A 19,391-nucleotide genomic window follows, 5' to 3' on the forward strand; every position below is an offset into this window, starting at 1 on the left:
TGGATACACGTTCCCGCGGGGAGTAACTCAAGATTCGCCATATATCAATATGGAAACCATCATCGGCAACCTATCTGCCTCCGATCGGCTCCTTATCGAACCTTCAGTTACGCGTGGAAGCGGCCTGGATGCCTTCGATGAATATGGTGACCTGTTGACGCATCGACTCTTCATCCCACGCTTCGCTGTCGAACGGCGCGTAATCAAGCAAGAGCACGTCGATCCCCGCCTGCTTCAATGTCAGCGCCATGTAACGCGACGACGCCACGGTGTCGCGCGTGGCGGCACGGGCGGGGAGAACGACACCATCGACGCCGAATTCACGGCACTGCGCGATGATGAGTTCCGCCGCTGCCTTGGGGCTGCTGCCGGTGTACTTCATGTGACGACGCAGGAACGCGGCACGCAGTGCATCCGTGGACGGGTCCTGAATGAGGCGCTTCGCGCGGGGCAGGTACATCGTCTCGATGAAGACCGCCCCGTGGCTCTCCTCCCACGCGTTGAGGAACCCGAGATTGAACCACAGCGGGGTGCCGCCCCAAAGGAGGCGGGTATGTTCTTGAGGGACCGCGAACGCGCCATCGGCTGCTCGTTCGACGACTTCGTCGTGCACGCGCTTGACATGATCGAGCGCCCACTCGTGACCGAAGTGGGTCTCGAAGATCGCAACCTCCGAGTACGCGTCCGTCGCAGTGAACAGCGCCGGACCGCCCCCAGCCCAACCAAGCTGAACGATGCGCTCGTAGTACTTCGACATCTCGTTGGCACGCATCATCAGCTCGCGCAGCTCGGTTTCGCGATAGGGAACCCCGGTCAGCTGCTCGAGCAACCGGATAGCGGTGCGTAGTTCCGACACCGAGAAGTTGATGATCCGCGGGTCGCGCCACTCGGGCCCTTCCCACCATCCGTCTGGAATCTGCTGCTGGCGATACGGGTCATCGGTGAGTAGCACCGGAACACCGAACTCGCGCGCGTAAAGCTCGTAGATGCCCGGTTCCTGCATGTAACCGCCGAAGATCGCGGCAGGTTTCGGCAGCCCGCCATACGGCGCACGATCGTCCGGCTCGAAGCAGTACCCCAGCGGGAGGCTTTCGTAGCTCGACAGTGAGGGGAAATATCCGCGGCGTTCGATTGCGGCCTGATAGTGCCCGTAAAGCTGCTTCGCTGCCATCACCGAGCCGTACTGCACGGGCAGAACGAGATAGAGGCCCATCGCGTTGAAGAGTTCCATCGGGCCGTACCCGAATACGAACTGCTGCCCGGCCGCGATGTCCGCCCACATCCGCTCGTTGTAGGTGCGGTTCAGACTGGTCGCCTCACGGACGGAGTCTAGTCGCTTCACACTCCGTGCGCCCTGCCAATTCTGCGTCACGGCGACACCCCAGCTTCAGGGGGCGTCTGCTCGATCACCGGAAGCGCCGCGAGAGGGGCGCCGCCAAGTGTAGGCCCGCTGGTGTGCAGATGGCACCGAGAGGTGCCGCCGCCGATGACCTCGACGACAGGCGCAGGCTCCACCCGGCAGATCTCCATGGCGAATGGGCAACGACTGCTGAACGAGCACCCAGGAGGCGGATTCGTCGGGTCAGGGACGTCTCCCTCCAGCACTCGCTTTTTCGTGGAACGTTGAAGAAGCGGATCAGGCTCCGGAACCGCTTCGAGCAGCACCTGAGTGTAAGGATGCGCCGGCGATTCGAAGATGCGGTCGACGGGCCCCTCCTCCATGATCTCGCCGAGGTACATCACCGCGACGCTGTCGGAGATGTGACGTACCACCGCGAGGTCGTGCGAGATGAAGAGGTACGACAGGCCGAGGCGCTCCCGCAGGCTTTCGAGAAGACTCAGCACCTGGTTTTGCGTCGAAACATCGAGCGCACTGACCGCTTCGTCGCAGATCAGAATTTCAGGCTCGAGCACAATTGCTCGAGCGATGGCGATGCGCTGCCTTTGACCACCAGAGAACTCGTCGGGGTGGCGGTCCGCGAACTCCGCACGCAGACCGACAAGGTCGAGCACCTCCTCGACGCGCCGGCGTCGCGCTGCCCTCGACATGCGCGTGTGGACTTTGAGTGGCTCTGCGATGCTCTGACCCACGGTCAATGATGGGTTCAGCGAGGAATAGGGGTCTTGGAAGACCATCTGCACCTTGCGGCGATGAGAGCGGAACTTTCGCTCGCTGAGGTCGGTGACGTCTGCACCAAGCAGAACGATGCGGCCCTCAGAACCAATGAGTCGCATTACCGCTCGCGCAAGCGTGGACTTCCCGGATCCGGATTCGCCCACGATGCCGAGAGTCTGTCCGGATTGCAGCGAGATGTCCACTCCGCGAACGGCGCGAACAGTCGTCCGATGCCCGCCGCGCACAACGGGGAAGGACACCACCAGATTCTCCGCCTCCAGGACTGTCTGGGCGTGGGTGACTTCAGTCATTTGGTGGCCTCGTCCTTCCACTCGATACCTCGCGTGCAACGGTTTGCGCGCCCGTCGCCGATCTGCAGGAGAGTCGTTGGCGCGAGACACTCGTCACGCGCGTACCGGCACCGCGGGGCGAACCGGCAACCTTCGGCAAATTCGGCCGGCCGCGGTGGCGTGCCAGGAATCCACTCGAGCGCGGTGCGCTCTCCGCGCAGGCGAGGCATCGATGCCAATAGTCGGCTCGTATAGGGGTGCTGCGGTGATGCGAAGGTCTCCACCACGCCGCCGGTCTCCACAATCTGCCCGGCGTACATCACGGCGACGCGGTCGCAAATATCCGCGACGACGCCCATGTTGTGGGTAATGAATATCATCGCCAAGCCGAGTTCGTCGCGCATCTCCGCCAGCAACGAAAGAATTTGGGCCTGAACGCTCACGTCAAGCGCCGTCGTCGGTTCATCAGCGATCAGAAGCGCCGGATCGTTGGCGATCGCCATCGCGATCAGCACACGCTGGCGCATGCCGCCGGAGAATTCATGCGGGTAGCTGTCGGCACGCACTTTCGCGTTCGGGATACGAACCTTGTCCATCGCCTCGATCGCGATCCGATTCGCTTCGTCGCGCGACACGCCCCGGTGCAGCCGGATGCCTTCCGCGATCTGATGGCCGACTTTAAAAGACGGATCGAGGCTGGTCATGGGCTCTTGGAACACCATGGCGATGTCATTGCCACGCAGACGTGCGAGGTCGCGTTCGGGCATCTGGAGCAGATCCTGACCCTGAAACGACGCACGACCAGAAACGCGCTGACCACGGCGACGGCCAACAAAACCCATCAGCGTCATCGCCGATACGCTCTTGCCGGATCCCGACTCGCCTACAAGGCCGAGAGTCTCACCAGGGCGCACGGAGTAGGTCACTCCATCCACGACTGGCAGCCAACGGCCGTCGACTTGGATCTCAGTGCGGAGGTCCTCGATCTCCAGAATGGGATCCGACGTGTTTACCGTCATTGGGTGACCTTCTTTCCAATCGAGTCGCGGATGCCGTCGCCGAGCAGGTTGAGCGAGTAGACGCAACCGGCGATCATCACACCTGGGAAGACCGCCAACCAGGGTGCGCGATCGATGTAGCCGAACGAGGATGAAAGCATTGCGCCCCAGGACGCCTGAGGCGGCTGGACGCCCACTCCGATGAAGCTCAGTCCGGCTTCGATCAGCATGACAAGACCCGCGAGAATGGCGATGTAGACGATCAGCTGGGGAATGACATTGGGGAGGATGTGGCGGAACAATATCTGTCCCGACGGCGTGCCGATGCTGCGTGCTGCCTCGACATAGGTTTCCTCACGGACCGCGAGTACCGATCCGCGCACGAGGCGGATTGCGCCCGGTGCGAGTACGATCCCGAGCGCGACCATCGCGTTGTTCAGGCTCGGTCCGAGGATACCGGCGATCGCGATGGCGAGCATGATGCCAGGGAAGCTCATCAGCACGTCGGTAACGAACATGATGATCTTCCCTACCCAGCCGCGAAAGAATCCCGCGGCCAAGCCGAGCGTCACACCGATTACCACGGTGAGAGTCGTTCCCTGAAGTGCGGCAAGGAGAGAGACCTGCGTGCCAACGATCAGTCGACTGAGGAGATCACGGCCGAGCTCATCGGTGCCAAGAACGTGGCCGTTGCTACCGGGCGGTAGCAACACCGAAGTCAGGTTGACCGCGTTGGGGTCATGCGGCATCAGCAGATCCGCGAAGAATGCGACCATCACGACCACGGCAAGTGCGATCAGTCCGGCGACTGCGAGCTTCTGCTTGGCCAAGCGCCGAAAGAAGCTGACTCGTTGGGGCCGCGGGGCGGGCAGTTGAATTGTGAAAGTCATGAGACCCGCACCTTCGGATTGAGGACGGTGTACAGGATGTCCGTCAAGAAGTTGACGACGATCACAATGACCGTGGTGACCAGCACGATCCCCTGTAGCACAGGGAGGTCCTTGGAGAAAATCGAGTTGATGGCGAGGCTGCCCAACCCGGGGATATTGAAGACCTTCTCGACGACGACCGAACCCCCGAGCATGCCCGCGATGTTCAATCCGATGATCGTGACGATCGGCTGAGCGGCGTTTTTCAACGCGCGCGTCCACAGCACTCGCCGACGAGAAAGCCCCTGCGAGCGGGCCGTGCGGATGTAATCCTGGCTCAGCACCTCCGAGACCGAGCTTCGGGTGTACCGCTGAAGTTCCGCTCCGACTGCGAGCGACAAAGTGACGGCGGGCAGCGTGATATGCCCGAGCCAGTCCACAGGGTCGTCAGCGAAGGAGGTGTATCCGACCGCGGGAAAGATTGGAATTGCGAACGCGAGGAGCAAGATCAGGATCATGCCGATCCAGAAGCTCGGAGCGACAATACCGAGAGTCGAGAGAACCGTCGTCACGCGGTCAAGCGGGCCGCCACGGTGTGCTGCAGCGACCATGCCCAGCAGAACACCGCTGAGCACGGCGATGAGAACCGCAAACATCGCGATGGAGAATGTCGCCGGGAACCGTGTCGCGATCAGTTCGGCCACCGGCGTGCGGTAGACAAACGACGTACCAAGGTCACCGGTGAGCAACTGTCCGAACCAGCTGAGGTACTGCACGAGCCACGGGCGATCTAGGCCGAGCTCCGCGCGAATGAGGGCGACGGTCGCGGGGTCAGCGTTGTCACCCGCGAGGGTCACCGCGATATCGCCGGGTATCAGCAGAGAGAGGCTGAACACCAGCATGGTGGTCGCTACGAAGACGAGCACCATGCGGGCGAACCGCAGGCCAATAAATCGTACGGCGCTCAACGAGATCGTTCGACGCGCCCTCTCCGTTCCTGCCGCGCTGCCCCGATGGCTCGGGCGCCCGACTCCTGTGCTTGTCGCCGTCATCATAATCTTCCTTCGCTCTCACCCACGGGAGGAGGGTCGTCGTCGATCAATGATGTACATTTCACTCCTATGTGAGATTCAGGCGGACATGTAATTCCGTTACGTCCGGTCGCTAAGTCAAAGGTTACACATAACGTGCCCCCTGTCAACGTGAAACCTCAACACTTTAGGAGCTCAGCAAGTTGCGGAGGAACCTCGCCAACCACTCAGGTTGATCTGTGTGCACGTTGTGACCCGCTCCGTCCACGACAACAACGGAGGAACGCGGCACGCGACTGACAAACTCCTCCGCTTCAGCATCCTGCACGCCGCCGTGCTCAGCGCGAAGAAGCACCGTGCGTGAGGCAGCACTCTGGAACGACTGCCAGGTCGCATCGCGCTCGCGAGCTCGCAGCGGCACGGCATCCATGAACGCTTCGTCCCATAACCACTCTCGCAGCCCATCGGCTCGCTCACGCGTGCTGCGAAGTACCGCCCGCTCGAGTGAGTTCCGATCCCGATGCGGCATGCGTTGGCGCATCGCGTCGACGAGCGTTCCGAGCGACGCTGAGTGCATCCGCGTCGGGTCGGCCGTTCCGATGCGGTGCGGGGTGGCATCGAGTATCACCATCGTCCGAATCCCGCCGATCACCGCTGCAGCATGCGCGCCGACAAAGCTCCCAAGTGAGTGCGCGACGAAACACGTCGGGGCGATCCCCGCCCCAACGAGCGCTTGCGCCAGTTGATCCCCCATGGCAGCCACCCGATAACCATCGACTGGACGCCGATCCGATTGCCCATGTCCGGGGAGATCAATCGCGAGCGCGGCGATCCCGAGTTCGAGCATCATTCGATTCCAAGTCTGAGCATGCAATCCAGCACCGTGCAGAAGCACGACTTCCGGGTCACCCACACCCCATTGCAACGCGCTCAGCGCATCACTGTCCGTGCCGAGCCGGCGCCGCCGAACAACAGGTTCGGGTAGACCGAGACGACGCGCGAAGTTCGCTATGCTTTCGATCTCTGCGGTCGGATCGACCCCTTGCTCATCACCCATGCGCTCTCCATCTCATGACGCCAAAACATACACTCATTAACCCGATCGAGTGGTAATCCGTTACACTATTAGCGTATCTTGATCTCGCATCAAGAAGGGATGAAGATGTCTCGAACGTACCGGCGGCCGATGCCTACGATCGATGATCCTGCTCTGTCGTGGAATGAGATCGCGTCCACCTTCACTTTCGGCGACCCGGCAACCCTCCCATGGGGAGTGCGCGTGAACGCCGACCCCACCGACGCTGCTGCTCGTGCTGCTCTGCGTACGGCTCCTCTGCTCACGTATTCGGTGGACGACGACGATCCGCATGCCGATCTTTCACTCACTACAAGTCAGCTACCGCGAGTCTTGAAAATGTTGAATGAGCGTCCGCTGACGGTCATCACGCTCGCGCTACTGCTTCGGTCCACCGAGCACGCTTCCATCGTCGACGCGATCGCCGCGGAATCGCTTGCTTACAGCACATTACAAGCCGGCCCCGAGTACGCGGGGTGGCTGGCCTCGCGTCAGACGCCGACGCCCTCGCCCGATATGGGCCCATACGTTCAGATCACCGACGACGGAACCGGAAGAACACTGGTCTTGAACCGCCCGCAGGCGTCAAATGCCATCGACGCGCTCACCAGAGCCGAGCTCTACGCGGCGTTCCGCGCGTCCGCGATCGACGATGCGCCACTCGCATGGGTCGGGACCGGTCGCCATTTCTGCATCGGAGGAGACCTTGCCGAGTTCGGCCTGGTTGAGTCCCCCGCGCACGGGCACATCTCACGCATGCAACAGAACCTTCCGTTGGCCGTCGCCGAGACCGGTGCGAAGCTCACCGCGCGGGTGCACGGCGCGGTCATCGGTGCAGGGATGGAACTATCATCCTTCGCGCACCGCGTCATCGCCTCTCCTGATGCGCGCTGGCGATTGCCCGAAGTGAAGATGGGCCTCTTGCCCGGGTGCGGCGGGACAGTGAGCATCCCGCGCCGCATCGGGCGGCAGCGCACACTGCTCCTCACGATCACGGGGCAGATCTTGGACGCGCAGACCGCACTCCGCTGGGGGCTTGTGGACGAAGTCACCGCGCCATGATCCAAAAGCTGGCCACCGCGTCTCCGACGGAGAAATGGAACGCAATCGGAGCAGCCGGGATCACCGCCTCCGGCGCGATACCAAGCGGCGATCCCATTGGTCGCATGGATACTACCGCCCGCGCCCTTCTCCGGTTCTCCCGTTCTGTCGGCACCCCGGTCGAGATCCGTGGCGGGGAGCTGCTTGTCGAGCGGGCGAGACTAACGGGAACGACTGCGCCGCCGGCGGCGGGAACGACGCTGCGCGGTTCGGGAGTAATGCTTCGCCATCCGCAAGGCTGGGCGGCGTACAACATCGCGCGGCCCGCCGATGAGGAAGCCGTCGGCGCACTCACGGCTGGACAAGTGATCGCCGTAGATCACGCAGCCATGGAGCGTTGGGCGGCTGTTACATCGCGGGACGAGGCGCTACACACCGCCGCGCTTGTCGACATCCCGTCTGCAGCAGTCCCCGAACAGGTGGATGCCCGGCCGGCTTCGCCGTTCCGGCTCAGCGCATTGGCACAACGAGCGCGTCAGAGAATGTCCGACATCCGCGTCGCCGACTTCTCATCGCTCTGGGCCGGACCGCTCGCTGCCGCATTGCTCAGTGAGGCCGGGGCACAAGTGCAGCGGTTCGAAGCTCATGATCGTCGAGAGCTCCCCGCACCCGGGGATGAAGCATTCTCCCACCGGCTCAACAGCTCAAAGGAGTTGGTGCTCTTCGAGCGTCGCGACCGGGAACACATCACCGCCGCCCTGGCAGACGCCGATGTGGTCATCGTGTCCGCGCGGCCGCGCGCGCTGCTGTCACTGGGAATCGTGCCCCGGCCCGGCCAGGTCTTCGTCCGGATCACCGCTCACGGAGCGGCAGGTGCAGGCAGCGATCGCGTCGGATTCGGGGATGACTGTGCTGCCGCGGCCGGAGCGGTCGGTTGGGTGCAGCAACAACCGGTGTTCGCTGCCGACGCGTTGGCAGACCCCGCGACTGGACTTCTCGCCGCCACCGCCGCGATCGGACTCGTGCGCGCGGGACTGGCCGGGGTCATCGATCTGAACCTGCGGGCCAGCGCCCGTTGGCTGACGGCAAGCGGCCAGAGTTCATGATCAGCTGCGTCATCAACGCGGAAGTCGATGGCCGGCCTGGCCAGCGATTGATCCTCCGCGGTGGGGTGATCGAGGATATCGACTCCGCACGAGCGCCGGTCGGTGCCACTGTCATCGATGCGCACGGTGGCGCCGTTGTCTCCGGACTGAGCGACCATCATCTGCACGTCCGCTCCACCGCGGCACGCCGACTATCGATCGAAGTCGGAGATGTTCGCGACCGCGACGAGTTCGCATCTCGACTCCGCGGACACCCGAGCGTCAGCGTCACGATGCGCTTCGTGGGTTACGACAGCGACCGGCTCGGGCAGTTGTCACTCGATGTGCTCGAGTCGCTGGCCCCGAACTCGCCGCCCATGCGCGTTCAGCACCGAAGTGGCCATCACTGGGTGCTGAACGCGGCGGCACGCACACAGCTCATCGCTCTCGGGTTCGACGTGCCACGCGACGGCATCCTCTGGGATCAAGATGCCGCCCTCGCCGCGTTCCCCTCGATCCTCACCGATGCCGATGTCACAGCCGAGTTCCGTCGGATGCGCGCACAGGGAATCGTTCGTGCATCCGATCTCACTGCCACGAATCGGGATGCAGACGCGACAGCGCTTCGGGCGGCGGCGGCAGGCGTAGTCGAGCTCACCGTGTTCGGTGCACCCGATGCTGGCCTCGACGGTGTGAAGTTCCTCGTCCACGATCACCTGGGCATCACCCCTGATCGGATTGTCGAGGCTATCCAAGCCGCTGGCGGTGCACCCGTCGCACTGCACACCGTGACAGATGCCGCCCTCGCTCTCAGTCTTGCGGCCTGCGAGGATGCGGCGCGCGACGCCGCCGCGGTCCGCTTCGAGCACGCCTTCATCTGCTCTCCTGATGCGATTCCCGTTCTCGCGAACTCCGGCGCGACTGTCGGTGCCCATCCCGGATTCTTTGTGACCCAGGGCGACCGGCTTGTCCGCGCACTCACCAACGGTGAGCAGCGCAACTACCAGCCGCTGCGGTCGCTGATTGACGCGGGGATCGCTCTGTACGGTGGCACCGATGCCCCTTACGGCACCGCAAACATTTGGAAGGCCATGCAAGCGGCTGTCGACCGTCGCACGCCCGGCGGCAGTGTGATCGCAGCAGAGCAAGCGCTCACCCCGGAAGAGGCGATCGACCTCTTCTCCCCCGCCGGCGCGCACTCAGACGCGCCGCATCCCACCGTGCAGATAGGAGACAGTTCTCTCGTCGTGCTCGACCGCCCGTGGCACGTAGCGCGTTCGGCGCTCGGAAGCACGACTGTGACAGCAGTGCTGAGTGGACATTGGCGTCACGCTCTGCGGCGGACTTGACGCGCCATGCGGAACAGAACCTCGAACATCGAGAGTCGTACAAACGGCCGTCGACCGATACGTCCACCCGTGAAGAGATAGCCACCGGTTCCGCCGGCGAAAACCCTCACCGACGGAACCGACTGCCAGGCTCCTATAAATACACCGCTTCCCCTTCAATGGCGCGCAGCTCGCTGAGCCGATCGATCTCGTTCGGGCTCAGATCGAGCCAGTCGGCGAGAACTGAATCGGTATCAGCGCCCAGATCTGGCGCACACTGCAGTTCAGGAGATGCTCCATCGATCAGCCAGGGCGCACCGACGATAATCTGGTCGTCAAGCGTGGGATGTTTGACGCTGCGCAATAGGCCCCGCTCAGCCAAGTGCACATCATCGAGCAGATCAGGCCCGTTCATGACCTTGCTGCACGCCACCCCAACGAGACTCAGCTCTTCCGCAGCCCGACTCGACACTCGCCTGGACACCCATGCGCGTATCTGGCGCTCCGCGGCTTCACGCCCTGCATCGGACTGAGCCGCAGTCACAAGGTCGATGCCCACGACACCGCCGAGCGCATCGCGTTCTTGCTGCGTGTGTGTGGCGATGGCGAGCCACTCGTCATCACCATCGCAGGCATAGACGCCGTAGGGCCACTCATTGTATAGGCCGTTTCCATTCCGATGAGGACGCTCGCCCGTCACCTGATACTCGATCACGGAGTCCCCCACGAGCCCCGTAATCGCCTGTTGCGCAGAAACATCGACGCTTCCGCCTCGACCTCGACGATCAACATCAACGAGTGCGGCCACCGTCCCAATGACAGCAACCGTTCCGACCCGAAGGTCAATCGAGTCGCGCACCTCAGTCGGAGGACCATCAGAGTACCCGGTCAGATGACCGAGCCCGCCCATCGAATTGAAGTTCGATGCGTACCCGACATAGCCAGGATCCGTGCCGCCTCGACCGCCGTTCGAGATACACGTGACGACCAGCTCCGGGCGCTCAGCCTTCAAATCGTCGTAGCTCAGCCCGAGGTTCTCCAGAACTCCTGCTCGATAGTTCGAAAAGACGACGTCTGCGCTCAAGGCAAGGTCACGAAGCAACGCGCGGCCCTCGTTCGTTTTGAAGTCGAGCCCCAAGCTCGACTTTCCGAGGTTCACCGAGTTGAAACGAGCCGAGCTATTCAGACCCGGCGTATCATTGCCTGCCATCTGGCGGAATAGATCGGGGCGGTTGGAGGATTCAACCTTCACGACCGTGGCACCGAGCATGGCCAGCAGCTCGGTCGCGTAGGGGCCCGCAGCGACCCAGGTCAGGTCGAGAACGCGTACGCCCGACAAGGGTAAGTGCGGTTCGATCTTTCGATCGCCCGCACTCGTCGTCAGCGTTGACGTCGACGACTCGGCAGAGGCCAGCCAATCGTCGATCTCAGCGTTGTGCACGCCAGGTGTCTCGGGCCACGCCTTCAACGGAGGCATCGGGTTGCCGTCGAACGTATAACCAGGCCGGGGAACCATGAGGTCATGCCCTGATTGTGAAAGAATCGAAAGGTCTCCCCGTTTGAGCGCATGCTCGGAAGTGACCAGCGCCTCTGCATCCGCGTAGTACCCGACAGGCACACCTAACGGAGCCAATTCTTCATAAAGATCAATCGCACGAAGTCGGCTGCAAACTTCACGAATGATGACGTCGAGTTCGCGTCCGTTGCTCTCACGCCCAGATCGCGTCGAAAAGCGCGGATCGTCGATCAGCTCCGGCATCCCGATGCCGTTGGCCATTGCTGCCCAAAACTTGTCCTGGGTGGGGCGAACCGTGATGAATCCATCGATGCACGGGAAGATACCACCGAAGTCGTAGCCCCGATCAGCACGGTTAACTCGGATGCGCTGGTTCAGCTGACGATCAATCGTGACTCGACCCAGCGAGAGCTCGACATCTTGCTTCGAGATATCCGAAACCGCCCCGTCGCCCGACCGCAACCGCCGCAGAATGAGCGCCAATGTGTTGATCGCGCCGACGCACCCGGCGTCGTAATCGGACAAGTGACGGCTAGCCTTGACCGGCTCACGGTCAGGGAACAGCTCGTAGCTCAATCCACCTGGAAGCAGCGCTCCCTCGCCTCCTGAATGGAACACGTCGAGCTCATACCCGACCTGGCCAGCCTTCGCGCCCGTTGCACCATACGCCCGGAGGGAAGTGATGATCTTGCCCTGCCGCGCGAGATCGGCCAAAGCGTGCCCCAGATCGGCCAGAATACGGTGCCCATCGGCACCAATCACAATAATGTCTGCACGCGCAACAAGTTCGTTCAGCCGGCGCCGGTCCTTGCTAATCGCGGGATCGATAGAAACTCCCGACTTGCCGGTGTTGGCGTACATGAACAGTGGGCTCGTATCGGACTCGTTCGCCAGCGTCGGGCCGAAGGTCCTGATCCACTCACCTTCTTCCGGTTCGACCTTGATCACTTTTGCGCCGAACTCCCCTAGAAGCTTCGCGCAGTATGCGGCCCCCAGATCTCCTGCGAGTTCGAGAACGACGAAGTCACTCAATACAGATTTGTCGAACATGGTTTCCTTCCGCGTGTACACAACGTCCTGACCGAGCTTCTTGATCGAACGTCCTAAGTTTCTCTGGGTTGGCACAGCTGTCGGCGAGACTAGAACACGTCCCGCCGACAGCCATATGTCACTTCGCGATGCCTATGCCTTGGAGGACTGGGTATCCGCCCTGCCATTCCTGCACGCCAGTCAGGTGGTCGCTATACACGATCGTGTAGTCGCGCCACAGGATAGGGATGTAGTTAGGAATGTTCTCGCGGGTCAGCATTCCGATTTCCTTCAGGAGCTGTGCGCGTTCGTCCACATCAGCGGTTGAACGAGCCTCCTCGATGAGTTCTGGAAGTCCCTCTACCTCGACGTCACCTGGATTACGAATCGACTCAGTACTGAGGCTGCGGTACAGGAAGCTGACCGGATCGACATCGATTGCGAGGTTTTGAAGTGCCAGCGGGATGGAAGGCTCCAGCCACGCAGCGGTAGGAAGGTTCTCTCCAGGAGGAAGTCCAATCGAAATATCCACGCCCAGCTTTGCCCAGCTATCTTGAATGACCTCAGCGATCTGCTTGTTCCCAATGTTGATGAACATGTCAGCTTTGAATCCGTCAGCGTAACCAGCTTCTGCCATGAGTTCCTTGGCGCGTTCCATGTCGAACGGGATCGGGTCGACGTCATCTGCTTCGCCAACGAAGTCGTTTGCGATACTCGCACGGCCGAACATGATCGAGTTGACAATGCCCTCCCGGTCGATAGCCATGGCGAGCGCCAAACGCACGCGCGGATCATCCAACTCGAGCGCGAAGTCCGGATTCAGGAGCATCGCAACCATTTGGTCGCTATACATTTGGTAGGAATGCAATCCAGCCGTGGCCAGCACGTCATCAGCCTGTGCAGGCTCAATAATTGCCATGTCAACGTCGCCCGATTTGATGGCGTTCGCGCGAGCTATCGGGTCTTCGATGGAACGAACCGTGACTCCGGCCACCTTGATCAGGTCAGCGTTCCAGTGGTCGGGATTCGGTACAAGCTGAATCTCAACACCCTTTACGCCAGATTTCAGAAGGAAGGGCCCGGTGCCAATCGGATCGTCAAAGAGCCCGGATTCCACGACTTCGGAACTCAGAATGGTTCCGATCGCACCAGCAAGGCTATCGGGGAGGCCGGCGTTGGGAGCTGTCTGCTGAATTTGAATGGTGTGCTCGTCTACAACATCAATGCTGCTGACGTTCGAGAAATCGGCACGAATATTCGAAGTTTCACCCGAGTAATACTCCAGCGTCGCTTTTACATCTTCGGCGTCGAACGCCGATCCGTCTGAAAAAGTAACACCCTCACGCAGTGCGAATTGCCAGCTCTGAGCGTCGTCCTCCGTGCTCCATGACAAGGCAAGGCCCGGGATCAGGTTGCCGTCGGGATCGAGGCCGATCAGGTTGTCATAAACAAGCTGGTAAATGGGCACTGTCGTAGCACCGGGTGCCTTCGACGGGTCCCACGAGTTCTGGATGTATCGGACGCCGACTGTCATTGTCGCCGTCGGGTCACTCTCCCGTTCTGCCGTAGGCGAGGCAGTGGGATCAGCGCCTCCGGCGCATCCTGCGAGCGCGACTGCGGTCAGCACCGCGATGGATCCGGCGATCGTACGCCGAAGCGGGAAACCGTTGAGAATTGTCATGACATTCACTCCTATGTGAATCGTTCGGTAGTGGGGTGGGCATGATGAGGCGCTCGGTGCCTCGTTTACACGATTGCTGAATGATTAGTTGTGAAGGACGACGAGCGACCCCTTGCCCATTTGGCCGAAGCCCGTGACTAGTCCGAGGCTGGCATCTTTCACTTGCGCCACACCCGCCTCGCCTCTCAGCTGCTTGACTGCCTCGACGACGTGGTTAATTCCTCCCACGTGCGCCTGCGAAAGAAGACCACCGTGTGTGTTGATGGGCAATCGCCCTCCAGGCCCAATTCCGATTTCTTTGATAAAATCGGGGGACTCACCACGTGCGCAGAATCCCATCTCCTCCAGTTGTCGAAGAACGACAAAAGTGAAGCAGTCATAGACCTCTGCGAAGTCGAAGTCCTTGGGACTCACACCGAGCTCACCGAAGATGCGCGAGGCAACCTTCGTGATTCCCATCGTGAAGAAGTCCTTGCGCGAGAACTGGTCGTCGGGCGAGTCCGGCATGCCCTCGCCACCGCCCGCGATGTAGACCTGCTTGCGCGATCCTGAGTCGGCCGAGCCGGCCGCTTCAACGATAACTGCGCCTGCGCCGTCGGATTCTTGACTCACGTCATAGATGCGGAAGGGGTCTGTGAGCAGTGGAGCCTCGTCATACATTTCTTCGGTGAGTTCACGACCTTGGAAGTACGCCTTGTCGTTTTTGTGTGCGTGCTTGCGAGTCTCGACTGCGACAGTCTTCATGCCGTCGGCGCTCGGCTTAAACTCATGCATCCACCGATTCGCGTGGAAGCTGTGCCATTGCATCGGCACACTGATCCCATTCGGAAACTCGGAATGCGTACGAATTTCATGTCCGGCGAGACGCGGAGGTTCAGCCATCATGGCGCCGCTCGGATCACCGAGACGGGGTCCGTCAAACTTTGATCCACCTGCCGAAACCAACACGCGGCTGGCACGCCCCGACGCAACAACGTCAGCGGCCAGTGCCACCGCTGACGCTTGACTCGCCGAGCCTAGTGCGTTGAAAAGGACCGAGTGGAACCGCAAATCACGAATGCCGAGGCCCTGAACATAATCTTCAGGGGCACATGTGCGGTATCCGATCACACCGTCAATAGATGAAGGAGCGATGCCCGCATCTTCACAAGCCGCAAGAGCCGCTTGTAAGACGTAGATCTTTCCTGGAATTGTTGTCTTTCGTCCGAAGTTAGACTCGCCAACTCCCGAGATAACCGCCTTACGCTGCTGTTTCATCTGCCAGCCTCCATTCCAGAACGGCGAACTCACCCACGCTGTCGAACCCAACCTCGACCTCTTGGTCGCAGCCCACGCCGTCTGCCGAAGCATCACGCAGAAGCCCCAACATCCTGACGCCGTTTCCGAAGTCTCCGAGAACAGTGAAATACGGTGCGCGCGCCGCAAACCAGGGGTGAAACGCCCGGTTCACGGTCACGTAACTAAATACCCGTGCTCGCGTTGGCATTGCGACCTGATCGAAGTCGATGGAGTGGCATTCGTCGCACATGACTCGCGGAGGCCACTGCAATGCTTTGCAGTCTCGACAGCAGGGAACGAGCACCTCTCCACGCTTTAAGCCCTCATAGTGCTTGACGTATAACGGGTCAATGCTCTTGGGAAATGGGCGCGTGGGCTCGGCTTGGTTAGACATCACGACGTACCTCCCCGGCCAAGAGAAAGGACCCACGACGTTGCTTTCACGTTGATCACCCGCCACTCCTTTGTGCATTAGGGAACAGTTTTACTTCTGCTAGTGTTCGTAACTGTGACATACTCGGAGTCAGGCGTCAACCATCGTGAATACAGCTAGGGTGAACGAACAGCCCGGGTGAGCGACAAGGAACAACGATGTCAAAATCGTCGAATCAGACGGAACTTGATACTGCAGGGCCGCGGTGGCAAACAGGGAACAACCCCCAGCACCTACTCGTCACCATCGTCGGCGACTACTGGATCGGTGGCCTTGAGCACATTCCCACCGCTACGCTGATCACTCTTGTCGGCAAACTCGGTGTGACACCTGACAGCGGGCGTGTTTCGCTGAGCCGCCTCACTCGTCGCACGATTATGCAAATGCAAAAAGTAGGAAGGCGAACCTCTTACCGATTCCATGACGAAGCAATCGAAGGCGCGCACATGGTCGGTCGCACGATCGCCACCTACGGAGAAGCTACCGAGTGGTCGGGGGAATGGACACTATGCACATTCTCTGTGCCGGACACTCGAGCCGACACGCGGCGCCAGCTGCGTTCTCGACTTCGCATGCTCGGTTTCGCGCCAATCTACGACGGTGTTTGGGCCTCGCCTCTTCGCCGCAGAAAAGCCGCCAGCGCACTCCTCGACGAGCTCGGAGTCGACAACGCGTCAGTGTTCCTCGCGTTTGAACATGTTCGAGACGGTCGGACTCCGCTCTCAACTGGCCATGATCTCGAGTCCATCCGCGAGCGACTGGAGTCGTTCGCTAACCGCTGGCACCACACCGTCCTCAGGCTCACAGAGCTATCTCCGCGGGAGAGTTTCATCGCACGAACCTCAATCACCGACGAGTATCGTCGCTTCCCAAGCATCGATCCCAACCTCCCCGACAGCACTCTCCCGGATGAGTGGGTAGCCTCCCGCGCACGCGCGCGTGCGCTCTTTCACGAGGCATACATCGGCATGGCGCCTAGCGCTATCAGCTACGTGAAATCAATCGTCGCTGAGACGGCGCCGAACCTTGCGGCTCTTGTCCACACGCATCTGCCAGATGACTTCCTCCGCGCAGCGCCGGGACACGTCGACTGCACCCTCTGCTATCCCCCGGCAGGCGATGAGTGACACGCCTTACTGCCGGGACTGTTTCCGATTTCAAATCATCGACGCAACAGTGACGGAATGTTCAAGGCCACCTGACGATTGAATAACTGCATCGCATACTGACCGACGACTCTGATGACGCCTTCGTCGGAATCACCCCATCACCGTCGATAGGATCAGCAACTGCCAATAGTCTGCGATCCGTTAACAACGGCAACCGCTTTCAGGCAGCACCACTGGGTCCATGGTGGGAACGCAATGCCATCGGGATCGACGCAAGGCGTTCGATCCCGATGGCAAGACTCAGATGGCGACTGCTCGCCCTACGGAAAGCATGAGCCGGTTGGCCCAGTTGAAGTAGGCCGCGCTCTGGATCATGTCCACGATCGCGACGTCCTCCAGGCCCCCGTCGCGCAGGGCTGTGATGTCCTCCGCGTCAAACAGAATAGGGCTCTGCGCCAGCGCCTCGGACGCTGAGACAATCGCGTTCCACCGCTCCCCCAAGTCGGCGCTCGTTCCCTCTTCAAGCAACCGGTCGAGATCTTCCGGTCGCTTTGAAAAGTTCGACGACGTGCGCGCATGGACTGAGGCGCAGTACACGCACCCGTTCGTGCGTGAAACCGCGGTCGCGGCCAGTTCTCGTTCCGCGCGTGGGAGCCCGCCGTCGGATTCCTTTGTGAAGATGTCACGGTCCATCAGCGTGCGCGCGCGAAGCACCTCAGGGTCACGCACCAGCAGACGAAAATAGTCAAAATCAGCGCGTGGTGGATTGATGACGCCGTCCCAATGCCGGTCGGTGAACTCGTCCCTCGGCAGGGGCTCGAGCCATGGAACCCATCCGATGGTGTCGCGAGTGAAACCCTGGGGGTGCGGCAGGTCGTACGACAGCGCGGTCGGACGCACAGAAATCTCGGTCATGCTGCCATCTCCTTCTCTAGAACACGCAGTCCCGAAGCAACCCGCTGCTGGAACGAGAGGAACGACACCAACTGCGACAGAGTCACAATCCCATCGATGCTCCATCCGGCCTCGAGCAGTCGCTCGTGCGCATCACGATCCGTCTCGCGCGGCCGATACACAAGAAGATGCGAATGCTCTAATGCTGCCGCGATCCGCGCTCCGAACACCTCGTCCGACGCCTTGTACCGCAACCCATCGGTACTCTCCGCGGCTAGTCCCGGCTCGGAGAACTGTCCGAAGGGCCCGCTCGTGGCAGACTCTGCCGCAGCCGCCAGTACCGTCTTAGCCACGTCCGGGGCGAAGCTTCTTGCGCCCTCAGCGTAGAAGGCCGCTGCCGCGTCATCGGAAGTCAACTTCGTCGCGAACGCTGAGATAAGCCACCGCTCCGACAGAGTGAACTCCGAGTCGTCCACAGGGAGGAACAAGGCATCGAAACTCGTCTGCGCCTGCTCCCGTGCCACATCTCGACGCAGCCCACTCGCCCTTCCCGGGGCGAGATGATCAATAACATCCGGCGGTATTACGAACATGAATTTCCTCTTTCGACAACAGGTGAAACCGACGCATCCCAACCAAGAGCTGGTGCAACACTGACGGCGAATAGCTCGATGGCACGCATTGTTTGCTCGTGCGGGGCATCGACGGGATGGATCTGGATGGCGACCTCGTCTACATGGGCGAGAAGCGCATCCGAAGACAAAGCAGAGACGACCTCGTCAGGGGTTCCGAGGTATGTGTCACCGTTTGCGATGAGCTCATCGACTGGCGCGGACGCGTCGCGGCCCAGGAGACGTGCCACTCGGCGCAGCCCAGTTTCTGCGTGCCCAAGCGCCTCTGCGCGGTCGTCAGCGGTGTACACCGTCCGCGAAGCCATGATCCGTGGTTCTGCGCTGTCTGGTAACGCATCGAGATACGCCTCAATGATCGGCATCTGCAGGTCATACAGTGACGCATTCGGCTTGTCGCTCGGACGCGGTTGCGTGCGACTCAGCATCAAGCCATGGGCCCCCGCACCAGCACGACGCCCACCCGCGGCAGAAAACGTCGCTTGCCACACCCGTTCCGGCATGGATCCCGCCGGGGGATACAACGTGTTGCCGTCGCCCAGGTCGGAACCGGCGAGCGCATCGGTGAACGTCGTCAGCTTTCTCTCGAAGTCAACCGTCTTGTCGGCCAGCTTCAGACCGAACGGGGCGAAGGAGCGCGGGGTCCCTCCGCTCCCCAAGCCGATGTCGATCCGGCCACCAGAGAGGATATCCGCCACTACCGCGTCCTCAGCCACACGGACTGGGTCCTCAAGGGTCAAGGTGATGATGCCGGTGCCGAGTCGAATCCGTTCCGTTTGTCTGGCCACGTCCGCAAGGAACACGAACGGCGATGGTAATCCGCCCTCGACCGGGTGAAAGTGGTGTTGAGCAACCCACGCTCGGTGATAACCCAGACGCTCGGCGTGTTGAATTTGGTCGGTGGCGAAACGATATCGTTCCGCCGCGCTCACATCTTCGAGCAGCCGGGTGAAGTAGGAGATATGCATGCGATCCTTTCTGTAGTTCAA

General features: G+C 61.2%; 17 protein-coding genes. 4 read left to right on the forward strand and 13 right to left on the reverse strand.

Going from position 1 to position 19,391, the window contains the following annotated elements; translation table 11 throughout:
* Positions 1-103 precede the first annotated feature (103 nt).
* The 6 genes from ACSU1G_RS14790 to ACSU1G_RS14815 form a co-directional block, all read right to left on the reverse strand.
* The gene (locus ACSU1G_RS14790; protein ID WP_439280720.1) at positions 104-1,282 is read right to left on the reverse strand and encodes a 2-hydroxyacyl-CoA dehydratase; all 1,179 of its coding nucleotides are present in this window, start codon (positions 1,280-1,282) and stop codon (positions 104-106) included.
* Between the two features lie 86 nt (positions 1,283-1,368).
* Positions 1,369-2,319, reverse strand: coding sequence for an ABC transporter ATP-binding protein (locus ACSU1G_RS14795; RefSeq protein WP_439280721.1), 951 nt, complete (start codon positions 2,317-2,319; stop codon positions 1,369-1,371).
* A 104-nt stretch (positions 2,320-2,423) separates the two neighbouring features.
* Entirely contained in the window at positions 2,424-3,425 is a 1,002-nt protein-coding gene (locus tag ACSU1G_RS14800) for an ABC transporter ATP-binding protein (RefSeq protein WP_439280722.1), read from the reverse strand.
* On the reverse strand, positions 3,422-4,294 hold the full coding sequence (locus tag ACSU1G_RS14805; protein WP_439280723.1) for an ABC transporter permease: 873 nt from the start codon (positions 4,292-4,294) through the stop codon (positions 3,422-3,424). Before ACSU1G_RS14805 ends, ACSU1G_RS14800 begins: the two co-directional genes overlap by 4 nt.
* Positions 4,291-5,241 (reverse strand): ABC transporter permease, encoded by a 951-nt coding sequence (locus ACSU1G_RS14810; protein WP_439280724.1) that lies wholly within the window; start codon positions 5,239-5,241, stop codon positions 4,291-4,293. Before ACSU1G_RS14810 ends, ACSU1G_RS14805 begins: the two co-directional genes overlap by 4 nt.
* Positions 5,242-5,491: 250 nt before the next feature.
* Entirely contained in the window at positions 5,492-6,361 is an 870-nt protein-coding gene (locus ACSU1G_RS14815; RefSeq protein ID WP_439280725.1) for an alpha/beta fold hydrolase, read from the reverse strand.
* Positions 6,362-6,490: 129 nt separating this feature from the next.
* Between ACSU1G_RS14815 and ACSU1G_RS14820 the strand changes: the two genes are divergently transcribed.
* From ACSU1G_RS14820 to ACSU1G_RS14830, 3 genes are all read left to right on the forward strand, one after another.
* Positions 6,491-7,441: an enoyl-CoA hydratase/isomerase family protein gene (locus tag ACSU1G_RS14820; RefSeq protein WP_439280726.1), complete on the forward strand. Its 951-nt coding sequence runs from the start codon at positions 6,491-6,493 to the stop codon at positions 7,439-7,441.
* 104 nt (positions 7,442-7,545) lie between these two features.
* Entirely contained in the window at positions 7,546-8,526 is a 981-nt protein-coding gene (locus ACSU1G_RS14825) for a CoA transferase (RefSeq protein ID WP_439280727.1), read from the forward strand.
* Entirely contained in the window at positions 8,523-9,854 is a 1,332-nt protein-coding gene (locus ACSU1G_RS14830) for an amidohydrolase family protein (protein ID WP_439280728.1), read from the forward strand. The genes ACSU1G_RS14825 and ACSU1G_RS14830 overlap by 4 nt, the downstream gene beginning before the upstream one ends.
* Before the next feature lie 133 nt (positions 9,855-9,987).
* On the opposite strand, the gene ACSU1G_RS14835 is transcribed toward ACSU1G_RS14830, so the two are convergent.
* The 4 genes from ACSU1G_RS14835 to ACSU1G_RS14850 form a co-directional block, all read right to left on the reverse strand.
* Positions 9,988-12,399 (reverse strand): CoA transferase, encoded by a 2,412-nt coding sequence (locus ACSU1G_RS14835; protein WP_439280729.1) that lies wholly within the window; start codon positions 12,397-12,399, stop codon positions 9,988-9,990.
* 118 nt (positions 12,400-12,517) lie between these two features.
* Complete coding sequence (locus ACSU1G_RS14840; RefSeq protein WP_439280730.1) at positions 12,518-14,059, reverse strand: ABC transporter substrate-binding protein; 1,542 nt, start codon at positions 14,057-14,059, stop codon at positions 12,518-12,520.
* Positions 14,060-14,143: 84 nt separating this feature from the next.
* Positions 14,144-15,316, reverse strand: coding sequence for a thiolase C-terminal domain-containing protein (locus ACSU1G_RS14845; protein WP_439280731.1), 1,173 nt, complete (start codon positions 15,314-15,316; stop codon positions 14,144-14,146).
* Positions 15,300-15,809, reverse strand: coding sequence for a Zn-ribbon domain-containing OB-fold protein (locus ACSU1G_RS14850; RefSeq protein ID WP_439280732.1), 510 nt, complete (start codon positions 15,807-15,809; stop codon positions 15,300-15,302). Before ACSU1G_RS14850 ends, ACSU1G_RS14845 begins: the two co-directional genes overlap by 17 nt.
* A gap of 119 nt (positions 15,810-15,928) precedes the next feature.
* On the opposite strand from ACSU1G_RS14850, the gene ACSU1G_RS14855 reads away from it, so the two are divergent.
* Positions 15,929-16,897 carry a PaaX family transcriptional regulator gene (locus ACSU1G_RS14855; RefSeq protein WP_439280733.1) on the forward strand — a complete coding sequence of 323 codons (969 nt, stop codon included), beginning with the start codon at positions 15,929-15,931 and terminating at the stop codon, positions 16,895-16,897.
* A gap of 282 nt (positions 16,898-17,179) precedes the next feature.
* Here ACSU1G_RS14855 and ACSU1G_RS14860 read toward each other — a convergent pair whose 3' ends face one another.
* Genes ACSU1G_RS14860 through ACSU1G_RS14870 form a run of 3 tightly spaced genes read right to left on the reverse strand, consistent with a single transcriptional unit; the run spans position 17,180 to position 19,370 of the window.
* The gene (locus tag ACSU1G_RS14860) at positions 17,180-17,794 is read right to left on the reverse strand and encodes an alkylhydroperoxidase domain protein (protein ID WP_439280734.1); all 615 of its coding nucleotides are present in this window, start codon (positions 17,792-17,794) and stop codon (positions 17,180-17,182) included.
* Positions 17,791-18,366, reverse strand: coding sequence for a CMD domain protein (locus tag ACSU1G_RS14865; RefSeq protein ID WP_439280735.1), 576 nt, complete (start codon positions 18,364-18,366; stop codon positions 17,791-17,793). The genes ACSU1G_RS14860 and ACSU1G_RS14865 overlap by 4 nt, the downstream gene beginning before the upstream one ends.
* The gene (locus tag ACSU1G_RS14870; protein WP_439280736.1) at positions 18,357-19,370 is read right to left on the reverse strand and encodes a putative FMN-dependent luciferase-like monooxygenase; all 1,014 of its coding nucleotides are present in this window, start codon (positions 19,368-19,370) and stop codon (positions 18,357-18,359) included. Before ACSU1G_RS14870 ends, ACSU1G_RS14865 begins: the two co-directional genes overlap by 10 nt.
* Positions 19,371-19,391: the final 21 nt, after the last annotated feature.

This window comes from Microbacterium sp. A93 (assembly GCF_051842835.1).

Excerpts from the sequence above, each read along its gene's own strand:
- ACSU1G_RS14820 (WP_439280726.1), top strand. The coding sequence starts at position 6,491 with ATGCCTACGATCGATGATCCTGCTCTGTCGTGGAATGAGATCGCGTCC.
- ACSU1G_RS14860 (WP_439280734.1), bottom strand. The coding sequence starts at position 17,794 with ATGACCGAGATTTCTGTGCGTCCGACCGCGCTGTCGTACGACCTGCCG.
- ACSU1G_RS14855 (WP_439280733.1), top strand. The coding sequence starts at position 15,929 with ATGTCAAAATCGTCGAATCAGACGGAACTTGATACTGCAGGGCCGCGG.
- ACSU1G_RS14815 (WP_439280725.1), bottom strand. The coding sequence starts at position 6,361 with ATGGGTGATGAGCAAGGGGTCGATCCGACCGCAGAGATCGAAAGCATA.
- ACSU1G_RS14850 (WP_439280732.1), bottom strand. The coding sequence starts at position 15,809 with ATGCACAAAGGAGTGGCGGGTGATCAACGTGAAAGCAACGTCGTGGGT.
- ACSU1G_RS14800 (WP_439280722.1), bottom strand. The coding sequence starts at position 3,425 with ATGACGGTAAACACGTCGGATCCCATTCTGGAGATCGAGGACCTCCGC.
- ACSU1G_RS14805 (WP_439280723.1), bottom strand. The coding sequence starts at position 4,294 with ATGACTTTCACAATTCAACTGCCCGCCCCGCGGCCCCAACGAGTCAGC.
- ACSU1G_RS14825 (WP_439280727.1), top strand. The coding sequence starts at position 7,546 with ATGGATACTACCGCCCGCGCCCTTCTCCGGTTCTCCCGTTCTGTCGGC.
- ACSU1G_RS14870 (WP_439280736.1), bottom strand. The coding sequence starts at position 19,370 with ATGCATATCTCCTACTTCACCCGGCTGCTCGAAGATGTGAGCGCGGCG.
- ACSU1G_RS14835 (WP_439280729.1), bottom strand. The coding sequence starts at position 12,399 with ATGTTCGACAAATCTGTATTGAGTGACTTCGTCGTTCTCGAACTCGCA.
- ACSU1G_RS14845 (WP_439280731.1), bottom strand. The coding sequence starts at position 15,316 with ATGAAACAGCAGCGTAAGGCGGTTATCTCGGGAGTTGGCGAGTCTAAC.
- ACSU1G_RS14865 (WP_439280735.1), bottom strand. The coding sequence starts at position 18,366 with ATGTTCGTAATACCGCCGGATGTTATTGATCATCTCGCCCCGGGAAGG.
- ACSU1G_RS14790 (WP_439280720.1), bottom strand. The coding sequence starts at position 1,282 with ATGTGGGCGGACATCGCGGCCGGGCAGCAGTTCGTATTCGGGTACGGC.
- ACSU1G_RS14840 (WP_439280730.1), bottom strand. The coding sequence starts at position 14,059 with ATGACAATTCTCAACGGTTTCCCGCTTCGGCGTACGATCGCCGGATCC.
- ACSU1G_RS14830 (WP_439280728.1), top strand. The coding sequence starts at position 8,523 with ATGATCAGCTGCGTCATCAACGCGGAAGTCGATGGCCGGCCTGGCCAG.